Annotated in this window: 17 protein-coding genes; 3 read left to right on the top strand and 14 right to left on the bottom strand. The window is 62.6% G+C overall.

Annotated elements, in window-relative coordinates; translation table 11 throughout:
* Nucleotides 1–16 precede the first annotated feature (16 nt).
* The 5 genes from AC1RCO_RS22030 to ubiE form a co-directional block, all read right to left on the bottom strand.
* Nucleotides 17–349: a phosphoribosyl-ATP diphosphatase gene (locus tag AC1RCO_RS22030; protein ID WP_011058798.1), complete on the bottom strand. Its 333-nt coding sequence runs from the start codon at nucleotides 347–349 to the stop codon at nucleotides 17–19.
* A gap of 1 nt (nucleotide 350) precedes the next feature.
* Nucleotides 351–743 carry a phosphoribosyl-AMP cyclohydrolase gene (gene hisI, locus AC1RCO_RS22025; protein ID WP_011058799.1) on the bottom strand — a complete coding sequence of 131 codons (393 nt, stop codon included), beginning with the start codon at nucleotides 741–743 and terminating at the stop codon, nucleotides 351–353.
* An 80-nt stretch (nucleotides 744–823) separates the two neighbouring features.
* A complete protein-coding gene (ubiB, locus tag AC1RCO_RS22020; protein ID WP_011058800.1) occupies nucleotides 824–2,428 on the bottom strand; it encodes a ubiquinone biosynthesis regulatory protein kinase UbiB in 1,605 nt (534 codons plus the stop codon).
* Nucleotides 2,425–3,048, bottom strand: a complete 624-nt coding sequence (locus tag AC1RCO_RS22015; protein ID WP_011058801.1) for a ubiquinone biosynthesis accessory factor UbiJ — start codon at nucleotides 3,046–3,048, stop codon at nucleotides 2,425–2,427. The genes ubiB and AC1RCO_RS22015 overlap by 4 nt, the downstream gene beginning before the upstream one ends.
* A complete protein-coding gene (gene ubiE, locus AC1RCO_RS22010) occupies nucleotides 3,048–3,818 on the bottom strand; it encodes a bifunctional demethylmenaquinone methyltransferase/2-methoxy-6-polyprenyl-1,4-benzoquinol methylase UbiE (RefSeq protein ID WP_011058802.1) in 771 nt (256 codons plus the stop codon). Before ubiE ends, AC1RCO_RS22015 begins: the two co-directional genes overlap by 1 nt.
* Before the next feature lie 155 nt (nucleotides 3,819–3,973).
* Between ubiE and AC1RCO_RS22005 the strand changes: the two genes are divergently transcribed.
* The 3 genes from AC1RCO_RS22005 (at nucleotide 3,974) to AC1RCO_RS21995 (ending at nucleotide 5,678) form a co-directional block, all read left to right on the top strand.
* Nucleotides 3,974–4,249 (top strand): polyhydroxyalkanoic acid system family protein, encoded by a 276-nt coding sequence (locus AC1RCO_RS22005; RefSeq protein WP_011058803.1) that lies wholly within the window; start codon nucleotides 3,974–3,976, stop codon nucleotides 4,247–4,249.
* Nucleotides 4,250–4,372: 123 nt separating this feature from the next.
* Entirely contained in the window at nucleotides 4,373–4,795 is a 423-nt protein-coding gene (locus AC1RCO_RS22000; protein ID WP_011058804.1) for a phasin family protein, read from the top strand.
* A gap of 10 nt (nucleotides 4,796–4,805) precedes the next feature.
* Nucleotides 4,806–5,678, top strand: a complete 873-nt coding sequence (locus tag AC1RCO_RS21995; RefSeq protein WP_445494152.1) for a phasin family protein — start codon at nucleotides 4,806–4,808, stop codon at nucleotides 5,676–5,678.
* Between the two features lie 60 nt (nucleotides 5,679–5,738).
* On the opposite strand, the gene AC1RCO_RS21990 is transcribed toward AC1RCO_RS21995, so the two are convergent.
* The 9 genes from AC1RCO_RS21990 to argS all read right to left on the bottom strand — a co-directional run bounded on the left by AC1RCO_RS21990 (nucleotide 5,739) and on the right by argS (nucleotide 16,185).
* The gene (locus tag AC1RCO_RS21990) at nucleotides 5,739–6,359 is read right to left on the bottom strand and encodes a TetR/AcrR family transcriptional regulator (protein WP_011058806.1); all 621 of its coding nucleotides are present in this window, start codon (nucleotides 6,357–6,359) and stop codon (nucleotides 5,739–5,741) included.
* A gap of 65 nt (nucleotides 6,360–6,424) precedes the next feature.
* The gene (phaC, locus tag AC1RCO_RS21985) at nucleotides 6,425–8,107 is read right to left on the bottom strand and encodes a class II poly(R)-hydroxyalkanoic acid synthase (RefSeq protein ID WP_011058807.1); all 1,683 of its coding nucleotides are present in this window, start codon (nucleotides 8,105–8,107) and stop codon (nucleotides 6,425–6,427) included.
* 108 nt (nucleotides 8,108–8,215) lie between these two features.
* Nucleotides 8,216–9,076: a poly(3-hydroxyalkanoate) depolymerase gene (gene phaZ / locus AC1RCO_RS21980; RefSeq protein WP_011058808.1), complete on the bottom strand. Its 861-nt coding sequence runs from the start codon at nucleotides 9,074–9,076 to the stop codon at nucleotides 8,216–8,218.
* Between the two features lie 130 nt (nucleotides 9,077–9,206).
* The gene (gene phaC, locus AC1RCO_RS21975; RefSeq protein ID WP_015633859.1) at nucleotides 9,207–10,886 is read right to left on the bottom strand and encodes a class II poly(R)-hydroxyalkanoic acid synthase; all 1,680 of its coding nucleotides are present in this window, start codon (nucleotides 10,884–10,886) and stop codon (nucleotides 9,207–9,209) included.
* A gap of 256 nt (nucleotides 10,887–11,142) precedes the next feature.
* Entirely contained in the window at nucleotides 11,143–11,520 is a 378-nt protein-coding gene (locus AC1RCO_RS21970; protein ID WP_011058810.1) for a gamma-butyrobetaine hydroxylase family protein, read from the bottom strand.
* 91 nt (nucleotides 11,521–11,611) lie between these two features.
* Nucleotides 11,612–12,952: an ATP-dependent protease ATPase subunit HslU gene (gene hslU / locus AC1RCO_RS21965; RefSeq protein WP_492618041.1), complete on the bottom strand. Its 1,341-nt coding sequence runs from the start codon at nucleotides 12,950–12,952 to the stop codon at nucleotides 11,612–11,614.
* A gap of 57 nt (nucleotides 12,953–13,009) precedes the next feature.
* On the bottom strand, nucleotides 13,010–13,540 hold the full coding sequence (gene hslV / locus AC1RCO_RS21960) for an ATP-dependent protease subunit HslV (protein WP_003186641.1): 531 nt from the start codon (nucleotides 13,538–13,540) through the stop codon (nucleotides 13,010–13,012).
* Nucleotides 13,541–13,739: 199 nt separating this feature from the next.
* On the bottom strand, nucleotides 13,740–14,447 hold the full coding sequence (locus tag AC1RCO_RS21955; RefSeq protein ID WP_011058812.1) for an SPOR domain-containing protein: 708 nt from the start codon (nucleotides 14,445–14,447) through the stop codon (nucleotides 13,740–13,742).
* Between the two features lies 1 nt (nucleotide 14,448).
* Nucleotides 14,449–16,185: an arginine--tRNA ligase gene (gene argS, locus AC1RCO_RS21950; RefSeq protein ID WP_011058813.1), complete on the bottom strand. Its 1,737-nt coding sequence runs from the start codon at nucleotides 16,183–16,185 to the stop codon at nucleotides 14,449–14,451.
* Between the last annotated feature and the right edge of the window lie 73 nt (nucleotides 16,186–16,258).

Here is a 16,258-nt window from a genome sequence, read left to right as displayed (position 1 = left end):
CCTCTTAGAAAGTTGTTCAGGCGGACGGACGCGAGGCTTTCTCGGCGTGTCCGGACAAACCGAAGCGGCGGTCCAGCTCATCGAGCACGGCCTGGGGATGCTGCCCCAGCTGCGCCAGCATGACCAGGGTGTGGAACCACAGGTCCGCGGTTTCGTAGATCACATCGCTGCAGTCGCCGCTGATGGCAGCGTCCTTGGCGGCGATGATGGTTTCCACCGATTCTTCGCCGACTTTTTCCAGAATCTTGTTCAGGCCCTTGTGGTACAGGCTGGCGACGTAGGAGCTGTCGGCTGCGGCGTCTTTACGCTCTTCCAGCACCTGGGCCAGACGGGTGAGGGTATCGCTCATGTCAGTGTCCTGCAGAATAGATCGCGTGCGGGTCCTTGAGGACCGGTTCGACGGTTTTCCACTCGCCATCTTCATAGACGCGGTAGAAACAGCTGTGGCGGCCGGTATGGCAGGCGATGTCGCCGATCTGCTCAACCATCAGGATGATCACATCGGCGTCGCAGTCCAGGCGCATTTCATGAAGCTTCTGCACGTGCCCGGATTCTTCGCCCTTGCGCCACAGCTTGCCACGGGAACGTGACCAGTAGATGGCGCGATTCTCGGCAGCGGTCAGGCTCAGGGCCTCGCGGTTCATCCAGGCCATCATCAGTACGCGCCCGGTCTTGTGATCCTGGGCGATGGCCGGCACCAGGCCGTCCGCATCCCATTTGATCTGGTCCAGCCAATCTTTCATTTTCGACTCCGACAACCGGGCTCTACCCGCTGGTGACGCCTCGGCGATTTCGACAGTTTGCCAGCAGGTCGCGCCACTGGCTATCGGCGAACGATCAGATACAAACCGACCGCAATCATGATGCCAGCAGGCCAGTGCCCCAGCTCATGCAATGGACCGCCGGCGGCCAGGACCGCGCCACCGCCCAGGTGGGCAGTGCCCAGCAGGCGCAGGAACCAGTCGTCCTTGCGCTTGTGCCAGGGCGCCGGCGGATCGGCGGCATGGGGCTGGGACATGCGCTCCAGCAGGTCGCGGGTCATGTTGGCCAGGTGCGGCAACTGTTCGATCTGGCTGTGGATGTTGCCGAGCACGGCCTTGGGGCTGACCCGTTCGCGCATCCAGCGTTCGAGGAAGGGTTGCGCGGTGTTCCACAGGTCCAGGTCCGGGTACAGCTGGCGGCCCAGGCCCTCGATGTTGAGCAGGGTCTTCTGCAGCAGCACCAGTTGCGGCTGCACTTCCATGTTGAAGCGCCGAGCGGTCTGGAACAGGCGCATCAGCACCTGGCCGAAGGAAATGTCCTTCAGCGGTTTTTCGAAGATCGGCTCGCACACGGTGCGAATCGCCGCCTCGAATTCGTTGAGCTTGGTTTCCGCCGGGACCCAGCCGGAATCAATGTGCAACTGGGCCACGCGGCGGTAGTCGCGCTTGAAGAAGGCAAACAGGTTGCGGGCCAGGTAGTCCTGGTCTTCCGGGGTCAGGCTGCCGACGATGCCGCAGTCGATGGCGATGTACTGCGGGCTCCAGGGCTGCACGGTGCTGACGAAGATGTTGCCCGGGTGCATGTCGGCGTGGAAGAAGCTGTCGCGGAACACCTGGGTGAAGAAGATCTCCACGCCACGCTCGGCGAGCATCTTCATGTCGGTACGCTGGTCGGCCAGGGTGGCCAGGTCGGTGACCTGAATGCCGTAGATGCGCTCCATCACCAGCACTTTGGGCCGGCACCAGTCCCAGTAGACCTGGGGCACGTAGAGCAGCGGCGAGCCTTCGAAGTTGCGCTTGAGCTGGCTGGCGTTGGCCGCCTCGCGCAGCAGGTCGAGCTCGTCGTAGATGGTTTTTTCGTAGTCGCTGACCACGTCCACCGGGTGCAGCAGGCGCGCGTCGGCTGAGAGCTTTTCCGCGGCCCGGGCGAGGATGAACAGCCACGCCAGGTCCTGGGCGATGATCGGCTTGAGCCCTGGGCGGATCACCTTGACCACCACTTCTTCGCCGGTCTTGAGCTTGGCGGCGTGCACCTGGGCCACCGACGCCGACGCCAGGGGCTCGATGTCGAAGCGGCTGAACACGTCGCTGATCTTCTTGCCCAGCTGCGCTTCGATCAGGGCCACGGACTTTTGCGAGTCGAACGGCGGCACCCGGTCCTGCAGCAGCATCAGCTCGTCGGCAATGTCTTCCGGCAGCAGGTCGCGGCGGGTCGAGAGGATCTGCCCGAACTTGATGAAGATCGGCCCCAGGTCCTGCAACGCCAGGCGCAGGCGTGCACCGCGGCTCAGGTCCAGCGGCTTGCGCGGGAACCAGCGCCAGGGCAGGGCGAAGCGCAGGGCCAGGAGGAACCAGGGCAGGGGCAGGTCGAACAGCAGGTCATCGAGGCGGTAGCGGATCACGACGCGCTGGATGCGCAACAGACGGCGGACGGCAAGCAGCTTCATGCGTTATCGCTTGGGTCAAGGGATCGGGAAAGGCGCTCCAAGCGCGCCTCGAGACGTTCCAGGTCGAGTTTGGCCTGATCCAGCTCGCGAAAGCGCGCTTCGGCTTCACGCTGACCCACCAGGGTCCGCGATTCTTCGGCGAGGAATTCGGCGAGGTTCTGGTTGAGGCTGGCAAATCCTTGCTGATACCAGCGGGCGCGGCTGCGCACATGGCCACTGAACAGCTGGGTGGCCACGGGGCCCAGCCAGCGCGAGAGTTCGTATTCCCAGTCCAGCTCCAGGTCCTGAAGGGTTGCTGCCAGGTCCAGCAGCACGCCGCTATCGCCTTCCAGCTCCACTTCGGGGCCGTGCAGGACCGCGGTCTTGTCCTTGCTCAGGGCCAGGCGCAGCAGGCTCGAGGCCGGTGCGCGCAGGGTGCAGTCCGGGTCCGTGGCCCACTGGCTGGCGAGCATCAGGCCTTCATCGCTGGGCAGGATGAACAGCTGCAGCGCCGGGTTGCGGCATTCCACGGCGATCACCTTGCCATTGAGGTGCTGCAGGCGCGGCAGCGCCGTGCTGTCCAGACGCAGCACCCGATTGATGCCGGTCTCGACGCTGGCGAGCAGGCCGCTGAGCAACATCAGGGCTTGATGCCGCGGTGCAGGGCGACGATGCCTGCGGTCATGTTGTGATAGGTCACGCGGTCGAAACCGGCCTCGACCATCATCGACTTCAGGGTTTCCTGGTTGGGGTGCATGCGGATCGATTCGGCCAGGTAGCGGTAGCTTTCCGAGTCGTTGGTGATCAGCTTGCCGGCCAGGGGCATGAAGGCGAACGAGTAGGCGTCGTAGACCTTGGACATCAGCGCGTTGGTGGGCTTGGAGAACTCCAGCACCAGCAGGCGACCGCCGGGCTTGAGCACCCGCAGCATGGAGCGCAGGGCGTCTTCCTTGTGGGTCACGTTGCGCAGGCCGAAGGCAATGGTCACGCAGTCGAAATGGTTGTCCGGGAACGGCAGTTTTTCCGCATCGGCCTGGACGAACTCGACGTTGCCGGCCACACCCAGGTCCAGCAGGCGGTCACGACCGACCTTGAGCATGGATTCGTTGATGTCGGCCAGTACCACTTGGCCGGTCGGGCCCACCAGGTGGGAGAAACGCTTGGTCAAGTCACCCGTGCCGCCGGCGATGTCCAGTACGCGATTGCCGGCGCGCACGCCGGACAGCTCGATCGTGAAGCGTTTCCACAGGCGGTGCATGCCACCGGACAGCACGTCGTTCATCAAGTCGTACTTGGCCGCTACCGAGTGGAACACCTCAGCGACTTTTTCCGCTTTCTGGCTTTCAGGAACATTCTTGAAGCCGAAGTGAGTGGTGGGTTCGGCATCGCTGCCTTTGCGCTGATCAGTCATATCGCTGTCACCAAAAGAGAATGCGGGACATTCTAATGCCGGTGGCGGTCTTTGTCTTGGCAAGGCTGAATGTAAGATAGCGATCCGCCGGGACGTTTTGACGCACGCAGGGTCAAGATGCTTCAGGCAAGTCCCGAAACAGCAGGAGACCTTCAATGGCCCGTATTAGTGTTGAACGTGCCCATGGCCTGGGCAAGCAGGCAGCCCGTGAAAAGGCCGACAAACTGGCGCAGAAACTCGCCGATCAATATGGCCTGGAGCCACAGTGGGCAGGCGATACCCTGAACCTCAAGCGCTCGGGCGTCAAAGGCGCGGTGCATGTGGGTGAAGAGTCGATCCGCATCGACGTGGAACTGGGGATGTTGATGTCGGCCATGAGCGGCACCATCAAGTCGGAAATCGAAAAGGCTCTGGACAAGGCTCTGGTCTGAACCGGCTCCTACATGAATTCATGACAGTCGTTAGGGTGCCGATTCTAATTTTTCTCTCTAGGTTGTGCCTCAGGTCCTCTTTCCGAGGGCAGTTCCTCAAACCTTCTGCGCGTGAGGTGCACCATGGCCAAAGTAATTCTGAAGAAAAAAGTTGATGCCCAATCGACTGCTCTGAGTGAAGTCAAATCCTATGCCCGCAAGATCTGGCTGGCAGGCCTGGGGGCCTACGCCAAAGTCGGTCAGGAAGGCAGCGAGTACTTCCAGGAGTTGATCAAGGCTGGTCAATCCGTTGAAAAGAAAGGCAAAAAAGTTGTCACTGAACAACTTGAAGCAGCCAACAGTCAGATAGATGGCGTTAAAGGGGATGTCAGCACTCTTAAAGGCAAAGTCGAAGTGCAGCTGGACAAGGTCGAGAAGGCTTTTGACACGCGCGTCGCCAGTGCCTTGAATCGTATCGGCATTCCGTCTAAACATGACGTTGAGACACTCTCTGCTAAGCTCGATGAGCTGACGGCGTTGCTCGAACGTGTCGCGCGTAAACATTAAGGAGAACGGGATGGCTGGTAAAAAGAATACTGAAAAAGAAGGCAGCTCGTGGATCGGGAAAGTCGAAGAGTACTCCCGTAAAATTTGGCTTGCTGGTTTAGGCGTGTACTCGAAAATCGACTCTGACGGCAGCAAGCTTTTCGAGACATTGGTCAAAGATGGTGAGAAAGCCGAGAAACTGACTAAGAGCGTAGTCGGCAAGAAAGTTGATGCGGCCAAAGATTCCGCAACTTCGGCCAAGTCGCGTATCAGCGACGTCAAGGATCGCGCCCTGGGTAAGTGGGATGAACTGGAAGGCGCTTTCGACAAGCGCTTGAACAGCGCCATCTCGCGTCTGGGCGTGCCTAGCCGCAACGAAGTCAAGGCCCTGCACGACAAGGTCGATACCCTGACCAAGCAGATTGAAAAACTCACAGGTGCCAAGGTTGCGCCGGTTGCAGCCAAAACTGCAGCTGCCAAGCCTGCTGCAAAACCCGCAGCCAAGCCTCTGGCCAAGCCTGCCGCTAAGCCTGTCGCCAAGGCCGCCGCTAAACCCGCAGCCAAGCCGGCCGCGAAAACCGCAGCCGCCAAACCAGCGGCCAAACCGGCTGCCAAGCCTGTAGCGGCCAAGCCCACTGCCAAGCCAGCAGCCAAGCCCGCGGCGAAAACCGCAGCGGCCAAGCCAGCGGCCAAACCGGCCGCCAAGCCTGCAGTGGCGAAAAAGCCTGTGGCCAAGAAGCCTGTGGCTGCCAAGCCAGCGGCCAAACCAGCAGCCAAGCCCGCTGTTGCGGCCAAGCCTGCAGCCCCGGCCCCGGCCAGCTCGGCGAACTCCGCCGCAGCCCCGAGCCCGGCTGCAACCCCGACTGCCGCGCCAGCTCCAGCGACGCCAAGCAGCCAGTCCTGATCGCATCAGGAATAAAAAACGCCCGGCCTGGGAAGGCCGGGCGTTTTTTATTGAGGCGTTCTAGCCCTGCTCATCCAGGTAGCGCAGCGCCATCTGTTCGGTGGCCATCTTTGCCGGCGGCAGCAGGTGTGGCGCCACCAGCATCATGATCTGGTAGACCACCAGTCGGACTTCGCCTTCGCGATCGAGAATCCGCTGGTAATCCAGAGAGAACAGCAGGGTCATGGTGATCTGTTCCACCAGCTGCCCCAGGGCCTGGGTGCCGCTGACCAGTTGCCCCTGAGCCTTGAGCCGGGCCAGCAACGAGGCCAGGGTGCGTTTCAAGGCATTGAGCAGGTTGCGAATGCCCTTGGCCAGTTTTGGCAGGCGCCCGGCCAGGTTGGACAGGTCCTGAAACAGAAAGCGGTAGTGGGCCAGGCGCTCGACGATCAGGTGCAGGAACAACCAGTAGTCTTCCGCCGCCAGCTGGACGTCGGACGGTGGGTCCAGCAACGGCGTCAGTTCGTTCTGAAAGCGCTCGAACAGGCCGAGCACCAGCGGCTCCTTGCCATGGAAGTGGTAGTAGAGGTTGCCGGGGCTGATCCCCATTTCATTGGCCACCTCCATGGTGGAGACATTGGGCTCGCCCTTTTGATTGAACAGTTGCAGGGCACATTCGAGTATCCGGTCGCGGGTCTTCATCCTGACTTCTTGTCGGTCCATTGAAGGGGCACGGCTCCGGCGTGGAACCGTGGTGCAAAGTGTCTTCAGCGCACGCGCACGTAGGTGCCGGGCGCAGCCTCCATCGGCGGATAGTTCTGGTTGCCCAGGGTGGTGAGGGTTTCCCGCTGCGCCCCCGAACGCTCCTGGACCCAGGTCAGCCACTGGCTCCACCAGCTGCCGTCCACATGCTCGGCATCGTAGTACCAGGCCCGCGGGTCGCTGCTGAGCTTGCGGTTCTCCACGTAGTTGGCCTTGGGATTGCTCGGCGGGTTGAGGATGCTCTGCACGTGGCCGCTGTTGGACAGCACGAAGCGCCGTTCGCCGCCCAGCAGCAGGGTCGAGCGGTAGACCGCGTCCCAGGGCGTGATGTGGTCGTTGATCCCGGCCACGCTGAAGCTGTCCACCGTGACCTTCTGCAAGTCGATCGGCGTGCCGCAGACTTCCAGCCCGCCGACATGGCTCAGGGGGTTGTGCTTGAAGAAGTCCAGCAGATCGCCGTGCAGTGCGGCCGGCAACCGGGTGCTGTCGTTGTTCCAGTAGAGAATGTCGAAGACCGGCGGCTCCTTGCCCAGCAGGTAGTTGTTGACCCAGTAGTTCCAGATCAGGTCGTTGGGGCGCATCCAGGCGAACACCTTGGCCATGTCGCGACCGTCCAGTACCCCTTGCTGATAGGAGCGACGCTTGGCCGCTTCGAGGGTCTTCTCGTCGGCGAACAGCGTTGCCGGGCTGTCCATCTGGCTGTCCAGCAGGCTCACCATGTAGGTCGCGCTGGATACCCGGCGCAGCTGGCGCTTGGCCTGCAGGTGGCCTTGCAGGGCGGCGATGGTCAGCCCTCCGGCACAGGCTCCCACCAGGTTGACTTCGCGACTGCCGGTAATCGCCCGGGTGACGTTCAGCGCTTCTTCGGCCGCCTCGACGTAGGTCGACAGGCCCCACTCGCGGTGCCGCACATCCGGGTTGCGCCAGCTGACCATGAACACCTGCAGGCCGTTTTTCAGCGCGTACTGGACGAAGCTGTTGGTCGGGCTCAGGTCGAAAATGTAGTACTTGTTGATTTGCGGCGGCACGATCAGCAGCGGCTTGGCGTACTGTTTTTCGCTCATGGGGCTGTACTGGATCAGCTCCAGCAATTCATTGCGAAACACCACTGAGCCCGGGGTGACCGCCAGGTTCTTGCCCACCTCGAAGGCGTGCTTGGTCACCTGGCTGGGCAACCCGTTGTTGTGCAGCAGGTCATCCAGCAGGTTGCCGATGCCCCGCACCACGCTGTTGCCCCCGGTGTTGAAGATCTCCTTGAGGGCCAGGGGGTTGAGCAGGGTATTGGAAGGCGCAACGGCATCATTGAGCAGGGAAAAGGCAAAGTGTGCCCGGGCCCGGTCGTCTTCGCTCATGCCGCTGTCGTCGATCCAGTGGCGCACCTGCTTCTGCCAGCTCAGGTAGGCCTGCAGGCCGCGCCGGTAGAAGGGGTTGAGGCTCCAGGCCGGGTCGGCGAAGCGGTTGTCCTTGGGGTTGGTCTTGTGCAGGGTTTCCCCCAGCAGCACACGCCCCAGCTGGCCGCCCAGGGCCAGGGTATGCCGGGCACTGTGCAACGGATTGCGCAGGCTGTGGGCCGCCAGGCTGCGCAAGGTGGAGAACAGATCCCGGCCGCGCAGGCCGGTGATCGCGCTCTGCGCATTGATATACGCGGCGGGTGACGGCAATGAGCCCGTCGCAGGTTTGTCTTGCATGAGTCAACACTCCTTCGTCAAACCACTAACAAGCAGACCAATCCAAGACAGACAACATAGTCGGTCCTGGCCCTTCTTGCGCGCGACGATCCTGTCGACAGGTATCTTTTACTTGGTAGGGCGCACAGGTTCGGGATGCGGGTGCATCACCGCCCTTTGGCGTTCTTCCTGGAGGAACTTCATGATGATCGGGGCGACGGCCTCGGCCCGGGTGATCAGGAACAGGTGGCCATCATCGATGATGTGCAACTGGGCATTGGGTATGCGCCAGGCCAGCATGCGCATGTTGATCAGGGGAATCAGCGGGTCGTCATCGCCGGCCAGCACCAGGGTCGGCTGATGGATCTTGTGCAGCCAGTGAATGCTGGTCCAGCCCAGGCCCGCGAACAGCTGCCAGTAATAGCCGAGCTTGCCGGCCGAGCGCACCTTGGCTGCGTGTTCCGCTGCCAGGCTCGGGTCGCGGCGGAAGGAGCCGCCATAGATCAGCGGCGCGATGCGCATCACATGGGAGGGCTGCACGTAGCGCCGTGGGCTGGCCATCATCCACAGCACCTTGGGTTTGCCCGGGACCATGAACGCCCCGGCCGCGGTGGCGGCCAGCACCAGCTTCTTGCAGCGCTCGGGGTAGTCGTAGGCGAACTGCTGGGCCAGCGCGCCGCCCCAGGACACACCCACTGCATTGACCTGGCCGTAGTCCAGGTAGTCGAGCATCCGCGCGGTCAGCTTGGCCAGCCCGGGAAAGCGGTAGGGCCGGCTCGGCGTGGAGGAGCCGCCGACACCGGGGACATCGAAGGCGATCACCTCGAGGTCCGGATCCAGGGCCTGGACAAAGGGAAACACCAGCTCCAGGTTGGCGCCGATGCCGTTGAAGATCAGCAGCGGCGTCAAGTGCGGCTTGCCTGGGCGTACCGCGGTGCGGATGGTCTGGCCATCCAGGTCGACGGTGCGGAATATGAATGAGTGTGGCATGCCGTAGCCCTGTGAATTAAACCGTCGCAGCCGCCATCCCGGGCGTCCTGCGGATTTCCTGAGGCCGAGCCTCTTGTCAAGAATAGGGCTTGGCGGAGCCTCCTGGCGCCGCCGTGTCGATGGCCGGGGCTCAGCGCTCGTGGACGTAGGTCCCGGGCGCCGCCTCGGCGGCTGCGAACTTCTTGTTACCCAGGCTGGTGGGCGCCGGCTTCAGGTCACCTGAGCGTTCCGCCTGCCAGGCCTGCCAATGCAGCCACCAGGAATCGGTGTGCTTGATCGAGTTTTCCTGCCACTGGTCGGGGCAGGCCGGAATGTCGGTGCTGGTCATGTAGCGCGCCTTGGGGTTGCCAGGCGGGTTGAGGATGCTCTGGATATGGCCGCTGCTGGAGAGCACGAACTCGACGTTGCCGCCAAACAGCTGCGCCGACTTGTAGCAGGACTTCCACGGGGTGATGTGGTCGTTGGTGCCGGCCAGGGAGAAGATATCGGCGGTCACCTGCTTGAGGTCGATCGGCGTGCCGCACACTTCCAGTGCATTGGCGCGCACCAGCGGGTTGTTCTTGAACATTTCGATCAGGTCGCCGTGGAAGGCGGCGGGCAGGCGGGTGGTGTCGTTGTTCCAGAACAGGATGTCGAACACCGGCGGCTCGTTGCCCAGCAGGTAGTTGTTGACCCAGTAGTTCCAGATCAGGTCGTTGGGGCGCATCCAGGCGAACACCTTGGCCATGTCGCGGCCTTCCAGGACTCCGGCCTGATAGGAGTGGCGCTTGGCCGCTTCCAGGGTCTGCTCGTCGACGAACAGCGCTACCTGGGTGTCCAGGGTGGTGTCCAGTACGCTGACCAGGAGGGTCAGGGCGTTGACCTTCTTCTGCCCCAGCGCCGCGTAGTGGCCCAGCAGCGCGGTGCAGGTGATGCCGCCGGAGCAGGCACCGAGCATGTTCACGTCCTTGCTGCCGGTGATCGCGGTCACTACGTCGACCGCTTCTTTCAGGGCTTCGATGTAGGTGGACAGGCCCCATTCGCGCTGGGCCTTGGTGGGGTTGCGCCAGCTGACGATAAAGGTCTGCACGTTGTTGCGCAGGCAGAAGCGCGCCAGGCTCTTGTCCGGGCTGAGGTCGAAGACATAGAACTTGTTGATCTGCGGTGGCACCACCAGCAGCGGGCGCTCATGCACCTGCTCGGTGATCGGCCGGTACTGGATCAGCTCCAGCACGTCATTGCGAAACACCACCGCGCCTTCACTGGTGCCCAGGTTCTTGCCCACTTCGAAGGCGTCCATGTTGACCTGGCTGGGCATGCCGCCGTTGTGCACCAGGTCCTTGGCCAGATGGGACAGGCCGTCCAGCAGGCTCTTGCCGCCGGTTTCGAAGAAGCGCTTGACCGCTGCGGGGTTGGCCGCGCTGTTGGTCGGGGCCATGGCTTCGGTCATCAGGTTGATCACGAAGTGGCCGCGGCTGATGTCCTGCTCGGACAGGCTGCTGTCGTCGATCCAGTCGTGGAGCTCCTTGCGCCACGCCAGGTAGGTTTGCAGGTAGCGTTTGTACAACGGGTTCTGGCTCCACGCGGGGTCGTTGAAGCGACGGTCGTCGCTCTCCGGCTGCAGGGTGGATTTGCCGAACATCACGTTCTTAAGTTCGATGCCGAAATGGGCGACGTGCTTGACGCTGTGGATGGGTTGTTTGATGGCCTGGGCAAGCACCATTCGAGCGGAAGTAAGCAGGTCCTTTCTACGCAAGCCAATGACCGGATTGAGCCCCAGGGTGTTTTCCGAGGCTTGGCGTTTCAGGTCATCGTTATTCTTGTTACTCATCTACGACGCTCCATTGTCCTGAGACGAGTACCGGACCTGCTGTGCAGTCACACAGCACGATGCCAGGTACTACTGCTCGGGTGACCGTTGATTGCGCACCGCTGCTTTTTGTTCCGAAAGCTCTGCAGGGAACTTGCCAGCTCCATTGGTTACCCGAGTTTAATTTTTTCCGCAAGCAGGCCATTCATTGGCCATACAGCCAAGCATTCAAACAGATGAAATTAGAAAATGCCCTCTAAACCATCGGAGCCTTGAGCTAGAGCATCAGCTTGACGATGGACTCGTTCGGATCGCGGGATTTTCCGGCAGCCTTGAGCTCCGCCAGATAGTCGTTCCACAGCTCGTCCTGGCGCAGCGCCAGTTGGTAGAGGTAGTCCCAGGTGAACAATCCGCTGTCATGACCGTCGTCGAAGGTCAATTTCAGTGCGTACTGGCCCGCCGGTTCAACCTTGGTCAGGCCGACGCCGAGCTTGCCGAATTGCAGGATGGGTTTGCCGTGGCCCTGGACCTCGGCGGAGGGAGAATGCACCCGCAGGAGTTCTGCAGGCAGGTGATAGACCTCGTCCGGCCCGTAAGTCAGGGTCAGGGTTTTCGAGGCTTTGTGCAGGTTGATACCGGTGGGAAGTTTGCTCATGACCTGTAGTCCTTCCGGCAGGAGCCGGCTTGCCGGCGATCGGGGGAGGCCCTATCGCTGGCAAGCCAGTCCCTGCATGGGTGGCGAAGGTTTACAGGATATAACGGGAAAGGTCTTCGTTCTGCGCCAATTCGCCCAGGTGGCTGTTGACGTAGGCGGCGTCGATGCGGATCGGCTCTTCGCTGTGGGCGCTGGCCAGGTCACCGGCACTGAACGACACCTCTTCCAGCAGGCGCTCGAGCAGGGTGTGCAGGCGACGGGCACCGATGTTCTCGGTCTTCTCGTTGACCTGCCAGGCGATTTCCGCCAGGCGCTTGATGCCTTCGGGCAGGAACTCGATGTTCAGACCTTCGGTCTTCAGCAGCTCGCGATATTGCTCGGTCAGCGAAGCGTGCGGCTCGCTGAGGATGCGCTCGAAGTCTTGCGGCGACAGCGCCTTGAGTTCCACGCGGATCGGCAGACGGCCTTGCAGCTCCGGTACCAGGTCGCTGGGCTTGCTCAGGTGGAAGGCACCGGAGGCAATGAACAGGATGTGGTCGGTCTTGACCATGCCCAGCTTGGTGTTGACGGTGCAGCCTTCGATCAGCGGCAGCAGGTCACGCTGCACGCCCTCGCGGGAGACGTCCACACCGCCGGCGTTGCCGCGCTTGGCCACCTTGTCGATCTCGTCGATGAACACGATGCCGTGCTGCTCGACGGCTTCCAGGGCCTTGGCCTTGAGTTCTTCGTCGTTGACCAGGCGGCTGGCTTCTTCGTCGCGTACCAGCTTCAGCGCTTCCTTGACCTTGAGCTTGCGGTTCTTGCGCTTGCCCTTGCCCATGTTGGCGAACAGGCTCTGCAGCTGGTTGGTCATTTCTTCCATGCCCGGTGGCGCGGAAATGTCGACGCCTGCAGCTTCCGCCACTTCGATCTCGATTTCCTTGTCATCCAGCTGGCCTTCGCGCAGGCGCTTGCGGAACAGCTGGCGGGTGTTGGAGTCCTGGGCCGGAGCCGTGTCGTCGCTGTTGAAACCGGTGCGTGCCTGGGGCAGCAGGGCATCGAGGATGCGTTCTTCGGCGGCGTCTTCGGCGCGATGGCGAACCCGGATCATTTCCTGTTCGCGGAACATCTTGATCGCCGCGTCGGCCAGGTCGCGGATGATGGATTCAACGTCGCGGCCCACATAGCCGACTTCGGTGAACTTGGTGGCCTCGACCTTGATGAAGGGCGCATTGGCCAGCTTGGCCAGGCGGCGGGCGATCTCGGTCTTGCCGACGCCGGTCGGGCCGATCATCAGGATGTTCTTGGGGGTCACTTCAACGCGCAGCTCGGCCGGCAGTTGCATGCGGCGCCAGCGGTTGCGCAGGGCGATAGCGACGGCGCGCTTGGCATCGTCCTGGCCGATGATATGGCGATTGAGTTCGTGGACGATTTCGCGGGGTGTCATGGACATAGTAGTTGGCGGTCCTCAAGCAAGAATGAATGCCGTGGCGCAAGCGCCGCAACAGGCTTATTCCGCGAGATCCTGCTCCTCGATGGTTTGAGTGTGGTTGGTGAATACACAGATGTCGCCGGCGATGCCGAGTGCGGTCTCGACGATTTCACGGGCCGACAGGTCGGTCTTTTTCAGCAGGGCGCTGGCAGCGGCCTGGGCGTAGGCGCCACCGGAGCCCATGGCGATCAGCCCGTCCTCGGGTTCAACCACGTCGCCATTGCCGGTGATGATCAAGGACGCATCCTTGTTGGCCACGGCCAGCATGGCTTCCAGGCGGCTCAGGGAGCGATCGGTGCGCCATTCCTTGGCCAGCTCTACGGCGGCACGGACCAGATGGCCCTGGTGTTTCTCCAGTTGGCCTTCAAAGCGCTCGAACAGGGTGAAGGCGTCGGCGGTGGCCCCGGCAAAGCCGGCGATGACCTGGCCGTGATAGAGGCGGCGGACTTTTTTCGCGTTGCCTTTCATCACGGTGTTGCCGAGAGAAACCTGGCCGTCGCCGCCCATGACGACTTTGCCGTGGCGGCGGACTGAAACGATGGTGGTCAAGGGGGGAGTCTCCACACAGCGGGGCGAAAGTGCCCTGATGGAAACTCATATGGGGGTGGCCGGGCGTTTTTCAACCGGAGGCTGCAGCGAGGGACCGGCGGTCATTGTTGCATGCTGCAAGCGCTGCGCGGGCAGGCCCGCTCCTACGGGGGGCCATGTAGGAGTGGGCTTGCCCGCGATCAATCGCGTAGCGGTCGGCTTAGCGGCTCTGGCGCTGTTGTAACAGCAGGTTGCTGAAGCCGGCGCCGGCCAGTTGCTTCTGCGCCACGGTCAGCTGTTCGCGGTTGCTGAACGGGCCTACCAATACCCGGTACCAGGTTTCATCCTTCACCGTGCCGGATTCCACCGAGACCGACTGGCCCAGCAGGATGATCTGCGCCCGGACCTTGTCGGCATCGGCTTCCTTGCGGAACGAACCGGCCTGGAGGAAGAACTTGGTCACCGGCGCCGCCTTGGCCACGGGTGGCGCTGGTGGCGGGGTGATCCCGGCCAGGGCTGCCTGGGCACGGGCGGTGTCGATCTTGGCCGCTTCCGCCGGGGTTACCGGGGTGGTCGGCACTGGTGGCACCTGTGGCGTCGGCAGGGTTTTTTCCGGCACCGCTTCCGGCGGCACGATGACCTCCGATTCCGGCAACAGGGTGTAGAAGTCGTATTTCGGCTTCACCGGTTGCTGGGGGCTCGGCGGGGTCTTGTTGGCCTCGGCGATCTTGGTGGCTTTCTGCTGTTCGATCTTCTCGCGCTTGACGCTGTCGCCGCCCTTGCCGGGCTCGAGCTTCATCAGGAACACGATGAAGGCACCGATGGTCAGGCCGATGGCCAGCCACAACCAGCCCGGAATCGGCTTCTTGGCCGGGGCCTGGTAACGGCTGGCGCCACGCTTGGGTGCAGGTTTTTTCTTGGCAGCCAACTTACATTTGCTCCAGGACTTTGAGGCCCAGCAGTTCCAGACCTTGCTTGAGGGTGCGCCGGGTCAGCTCGGTGAGGCGCAGACGGCTGTGCATCTGGGTCGGCGTCTCGGCTGCCAGGATCGGGCAGTTTTCATAGAAGCTGGAGAACAGCCCGGCCACGTCGTACAGGTAGGTGCAGAGGATGTGTGGCGTGCCCTTCTCGGCGACGTTGTTGAGAATCTCGCCGAACTGCGCCAGCTTGGCCGCCAGCTCCAGTTCCTGGGCCGCGTGCAGTTCGATCTGCCCGCCGACTTCGCTGAAGTCCTTGCCCAGCTTGCGGAACACACCGGCGGCGCGGGTGTAGGCGTACAGCAGGTACGGCGCGGTGTTGCCTTCGAAGTTGAGCATCAGGTCGAAGTTGAAGCTGTAGTCGCTGGTGCGGTGCTTGGACAGGTCGGCGTACTTCACCGAGTCGATGCCCACCACCTTGGCGATGCTGCGCAGGTCGGCTTCCGGCAGTTGCGGGTTCTTTTCCTTCACCAGGGCGTAGGCACGCTCTTCGGCTTCGGTCAGCAGGTCGATGAGCTTCACGGTGCCGCCGTCGCGGGTCTTGAACGGACGGCCGTCGGCGCCGTTCATGGTGCCGAAGCCCATGTGCTCCATTTCCATCGGATGGGTCACGAAACCGGCCTTGCGGGCCACGGCGAACACTTGCTGGAAGTGCAGGGCCTGGCGCTGGTCGACGAAGTACAGGGCGCGATCGGCCTTGAGCTTGCCGCTGCGGTAGCGCACGGCCGCCAGGTCGGTGGTGGCGTACAGGTAGCCGCCGTCAGCCTTGACGATGATCACCGGCAGCGGCTCGCCTTCGGCGTTCTTGAACTCGTCGAGGAACACGCACTGGGCGCCGTTGCTCTCCACCAGCAGGCCCTGGGCCTTGAGGTCGTTGACCACGTTGATCAGGTCGTCGTTGTAGGCGCTCTCGCCCATCACGTCGGCCATGGTCAGCTTGACGTTGAGCAGCTCGTAGATCTTCTGGCAGTGGGACAGGGAGATGTCCTTGAACTTGGTCCACAGCTCCAGGCAGTCCGGGTCGCCGGCCTGCAGCTTGACCACCAGGCCGCGGGCGCGGTCGGCGAAGGCTTCGGACTCGTCGAAGCGCTGCTTGGCGGCGCGGTAGAAGTTCTCCAGGTCCGACAGCTCGTCACTGGTGATGGGGTTTTCTTCCAGGTAGGCCATCAGCATGCCGAACTGGGTGCCCCAGTCGCCCACGTGGTTCTGGCGGATCACGGTGTCGCCGAGGAACTCCAGGACCCGGGCCACGCCGTCGCCAATGATGGTGGAGCGCAGGTGGCCAACGTGCATTTCCTTGGCCAGGTTGGGCGCCGACATGTCGATCACGGTGCGCTGCGCCGGGCCGGCCTTGCGTACGCCCAGGTGGTCGTCGCCAAGAGCGGCGTCCAGGCGCGCGGCCAGGGCCTGGGTGTTCTGGAAGAAGTTGATGAAGCCGGGGCCGGCGATTTCCGCCTTGCTCAGGTCTTCATGGGCCGGCAGGGCGGCGATGATTTTCTCCGCCAGGTCGCGCGGCTTCATGCCGGCCGGCTTGGCCAGCATCATGGCGATGTTGCTGGCGAAGTCGCCGTGGGTCTTGTCGCGGGTGTTTTCGACCTGGATCGCCGGCGTCAGGCCTTCTGGCAACACACCTTCGGTGACGAGTTGGGTGATGGCTTGCTGGATGAGCTGGCGAATGGTGTCTTTCATGGTCTTCTCTTTCGACCGCTGGTGCGGCGGCGCTTCGGTGCGCAGGTGGAAAAACTGGGCATTATCCGTTGCT

The sequence above is a fragment of the Pseudomonas sp. GW823-FHT03E05 genome (genome assembly GCF_058796855.1).
Note: the sequence above shows the minus strand (reverse complement) of the source record. Positions and strands in the feature narration are given on the sequence as shown.

Excerpts from the sequence above, each read along its gene's own strand:
- ubiE (WP_011058802.1), bottom strand. The coding sequence starts at position 3,818 with ATGACTGATCAGCGCAAAGGCAGCGATGCCGAACCCACCACTCACTTC.
- AC1RCO_RS21990 (WP_011058806.1), bottom strand. The coding sequence starts at position 6,359 with ATGAAGACCCGCGACCGGATACTCGAATGTGCCCTGCAACTGTTCAAT.
- ubiB (WP_011058800.1), bottom strand. The coding sequence starts at position 2,428 with ATGAAGCTGCTTGCCGTCCGCCGTCTGTTGCGCATCCAGCGCGTCGTG.
- AC1RCO_RS22015 (WP_011058801.1), bottom strand. The coding sequence starts at position 3,048 with ATGTTGCTCAGCGGCCTGCTCGCCAGCGTCGAGACCGGCATCAATCGG.
- hslU (WP_492618041.1), bottom strand. The coding sequence starts at position 12,952 with ATGTCCATGACACCCCGCGAAATCGTCCACGAACTCAATCGCCATATC.
- phaC (WP_015633859.1), bottom strand. The coding sequence starts at position 10,886 with ATGAGTAACAAGAATAACGATGACCTGAAACGCCAAGCCTCGGAAAAC.
- argS (WP_011058813.1), bottom strand. The coding sequence starts at position 16,185 with ATGAAAGACACCATTCGCCAGCTCATCCAGCAAGCCATCACCCAACTC.
- AC1RCO_RS22030 (WP_011058798.1), bottom strand. The coding sequence starts at position 349 with ATGAGCGATACCCTCACCCGTCTGGCCCAGGTGCTGGAAGAGCGTAAA.
- AC1RCO_RS21970 (WP_011058810.1), bottom strand. The coding sequence starts at position 11,520 with ATGAGCAAACTTCCCACCGGTATCAACCTGCACAAAGCCTCGAAAACC.
- AC1RCO_RS21995 (WP_445494152.1), top strand. The coding sequence starts at position 4,806 with ATGGCTGGTAAAAAGAATACTGAAAAAGAAGGCAGCTCGTGGATCGGG.
- AC1RCO_RS22005 (WP_011058803.1), top strand. The coding sequence starts at position 3,974 with ATGGCCCGTATTAGTGTTGAACGTGCCCATGGCCTGGGCAAGCAGGCA.
- phaZ (WP_011058808.1), bottom strand. The coding sequence starts at position 9,076 with ATGCCACACTCATTCATATTCCGCACCGTCGACCTGGATGGCCAGACC.
- AC1RCO_RS22000 (WP_011058804.1), top strand. The coding sequence starts at position 4,373 with ATGGCCAAAGTAATTCTGAAGAAAAAAGTTGATGCCCAATCGACTGCT.
- phaC (WP_011058807.1), bottom strand. The coding sequence starts at position 8,107 with ATGCAAGACAAACCTGCGACGGGCTCATTGCCGTCACCCGCCGCGTAT.
- hisI (WP_011058799.1), bottom strand. The coding sequence starts at position 743 with ATGAAAGATTGGCTGGACCAGATCAAATGGGATGCGGACGGCCTGGTG.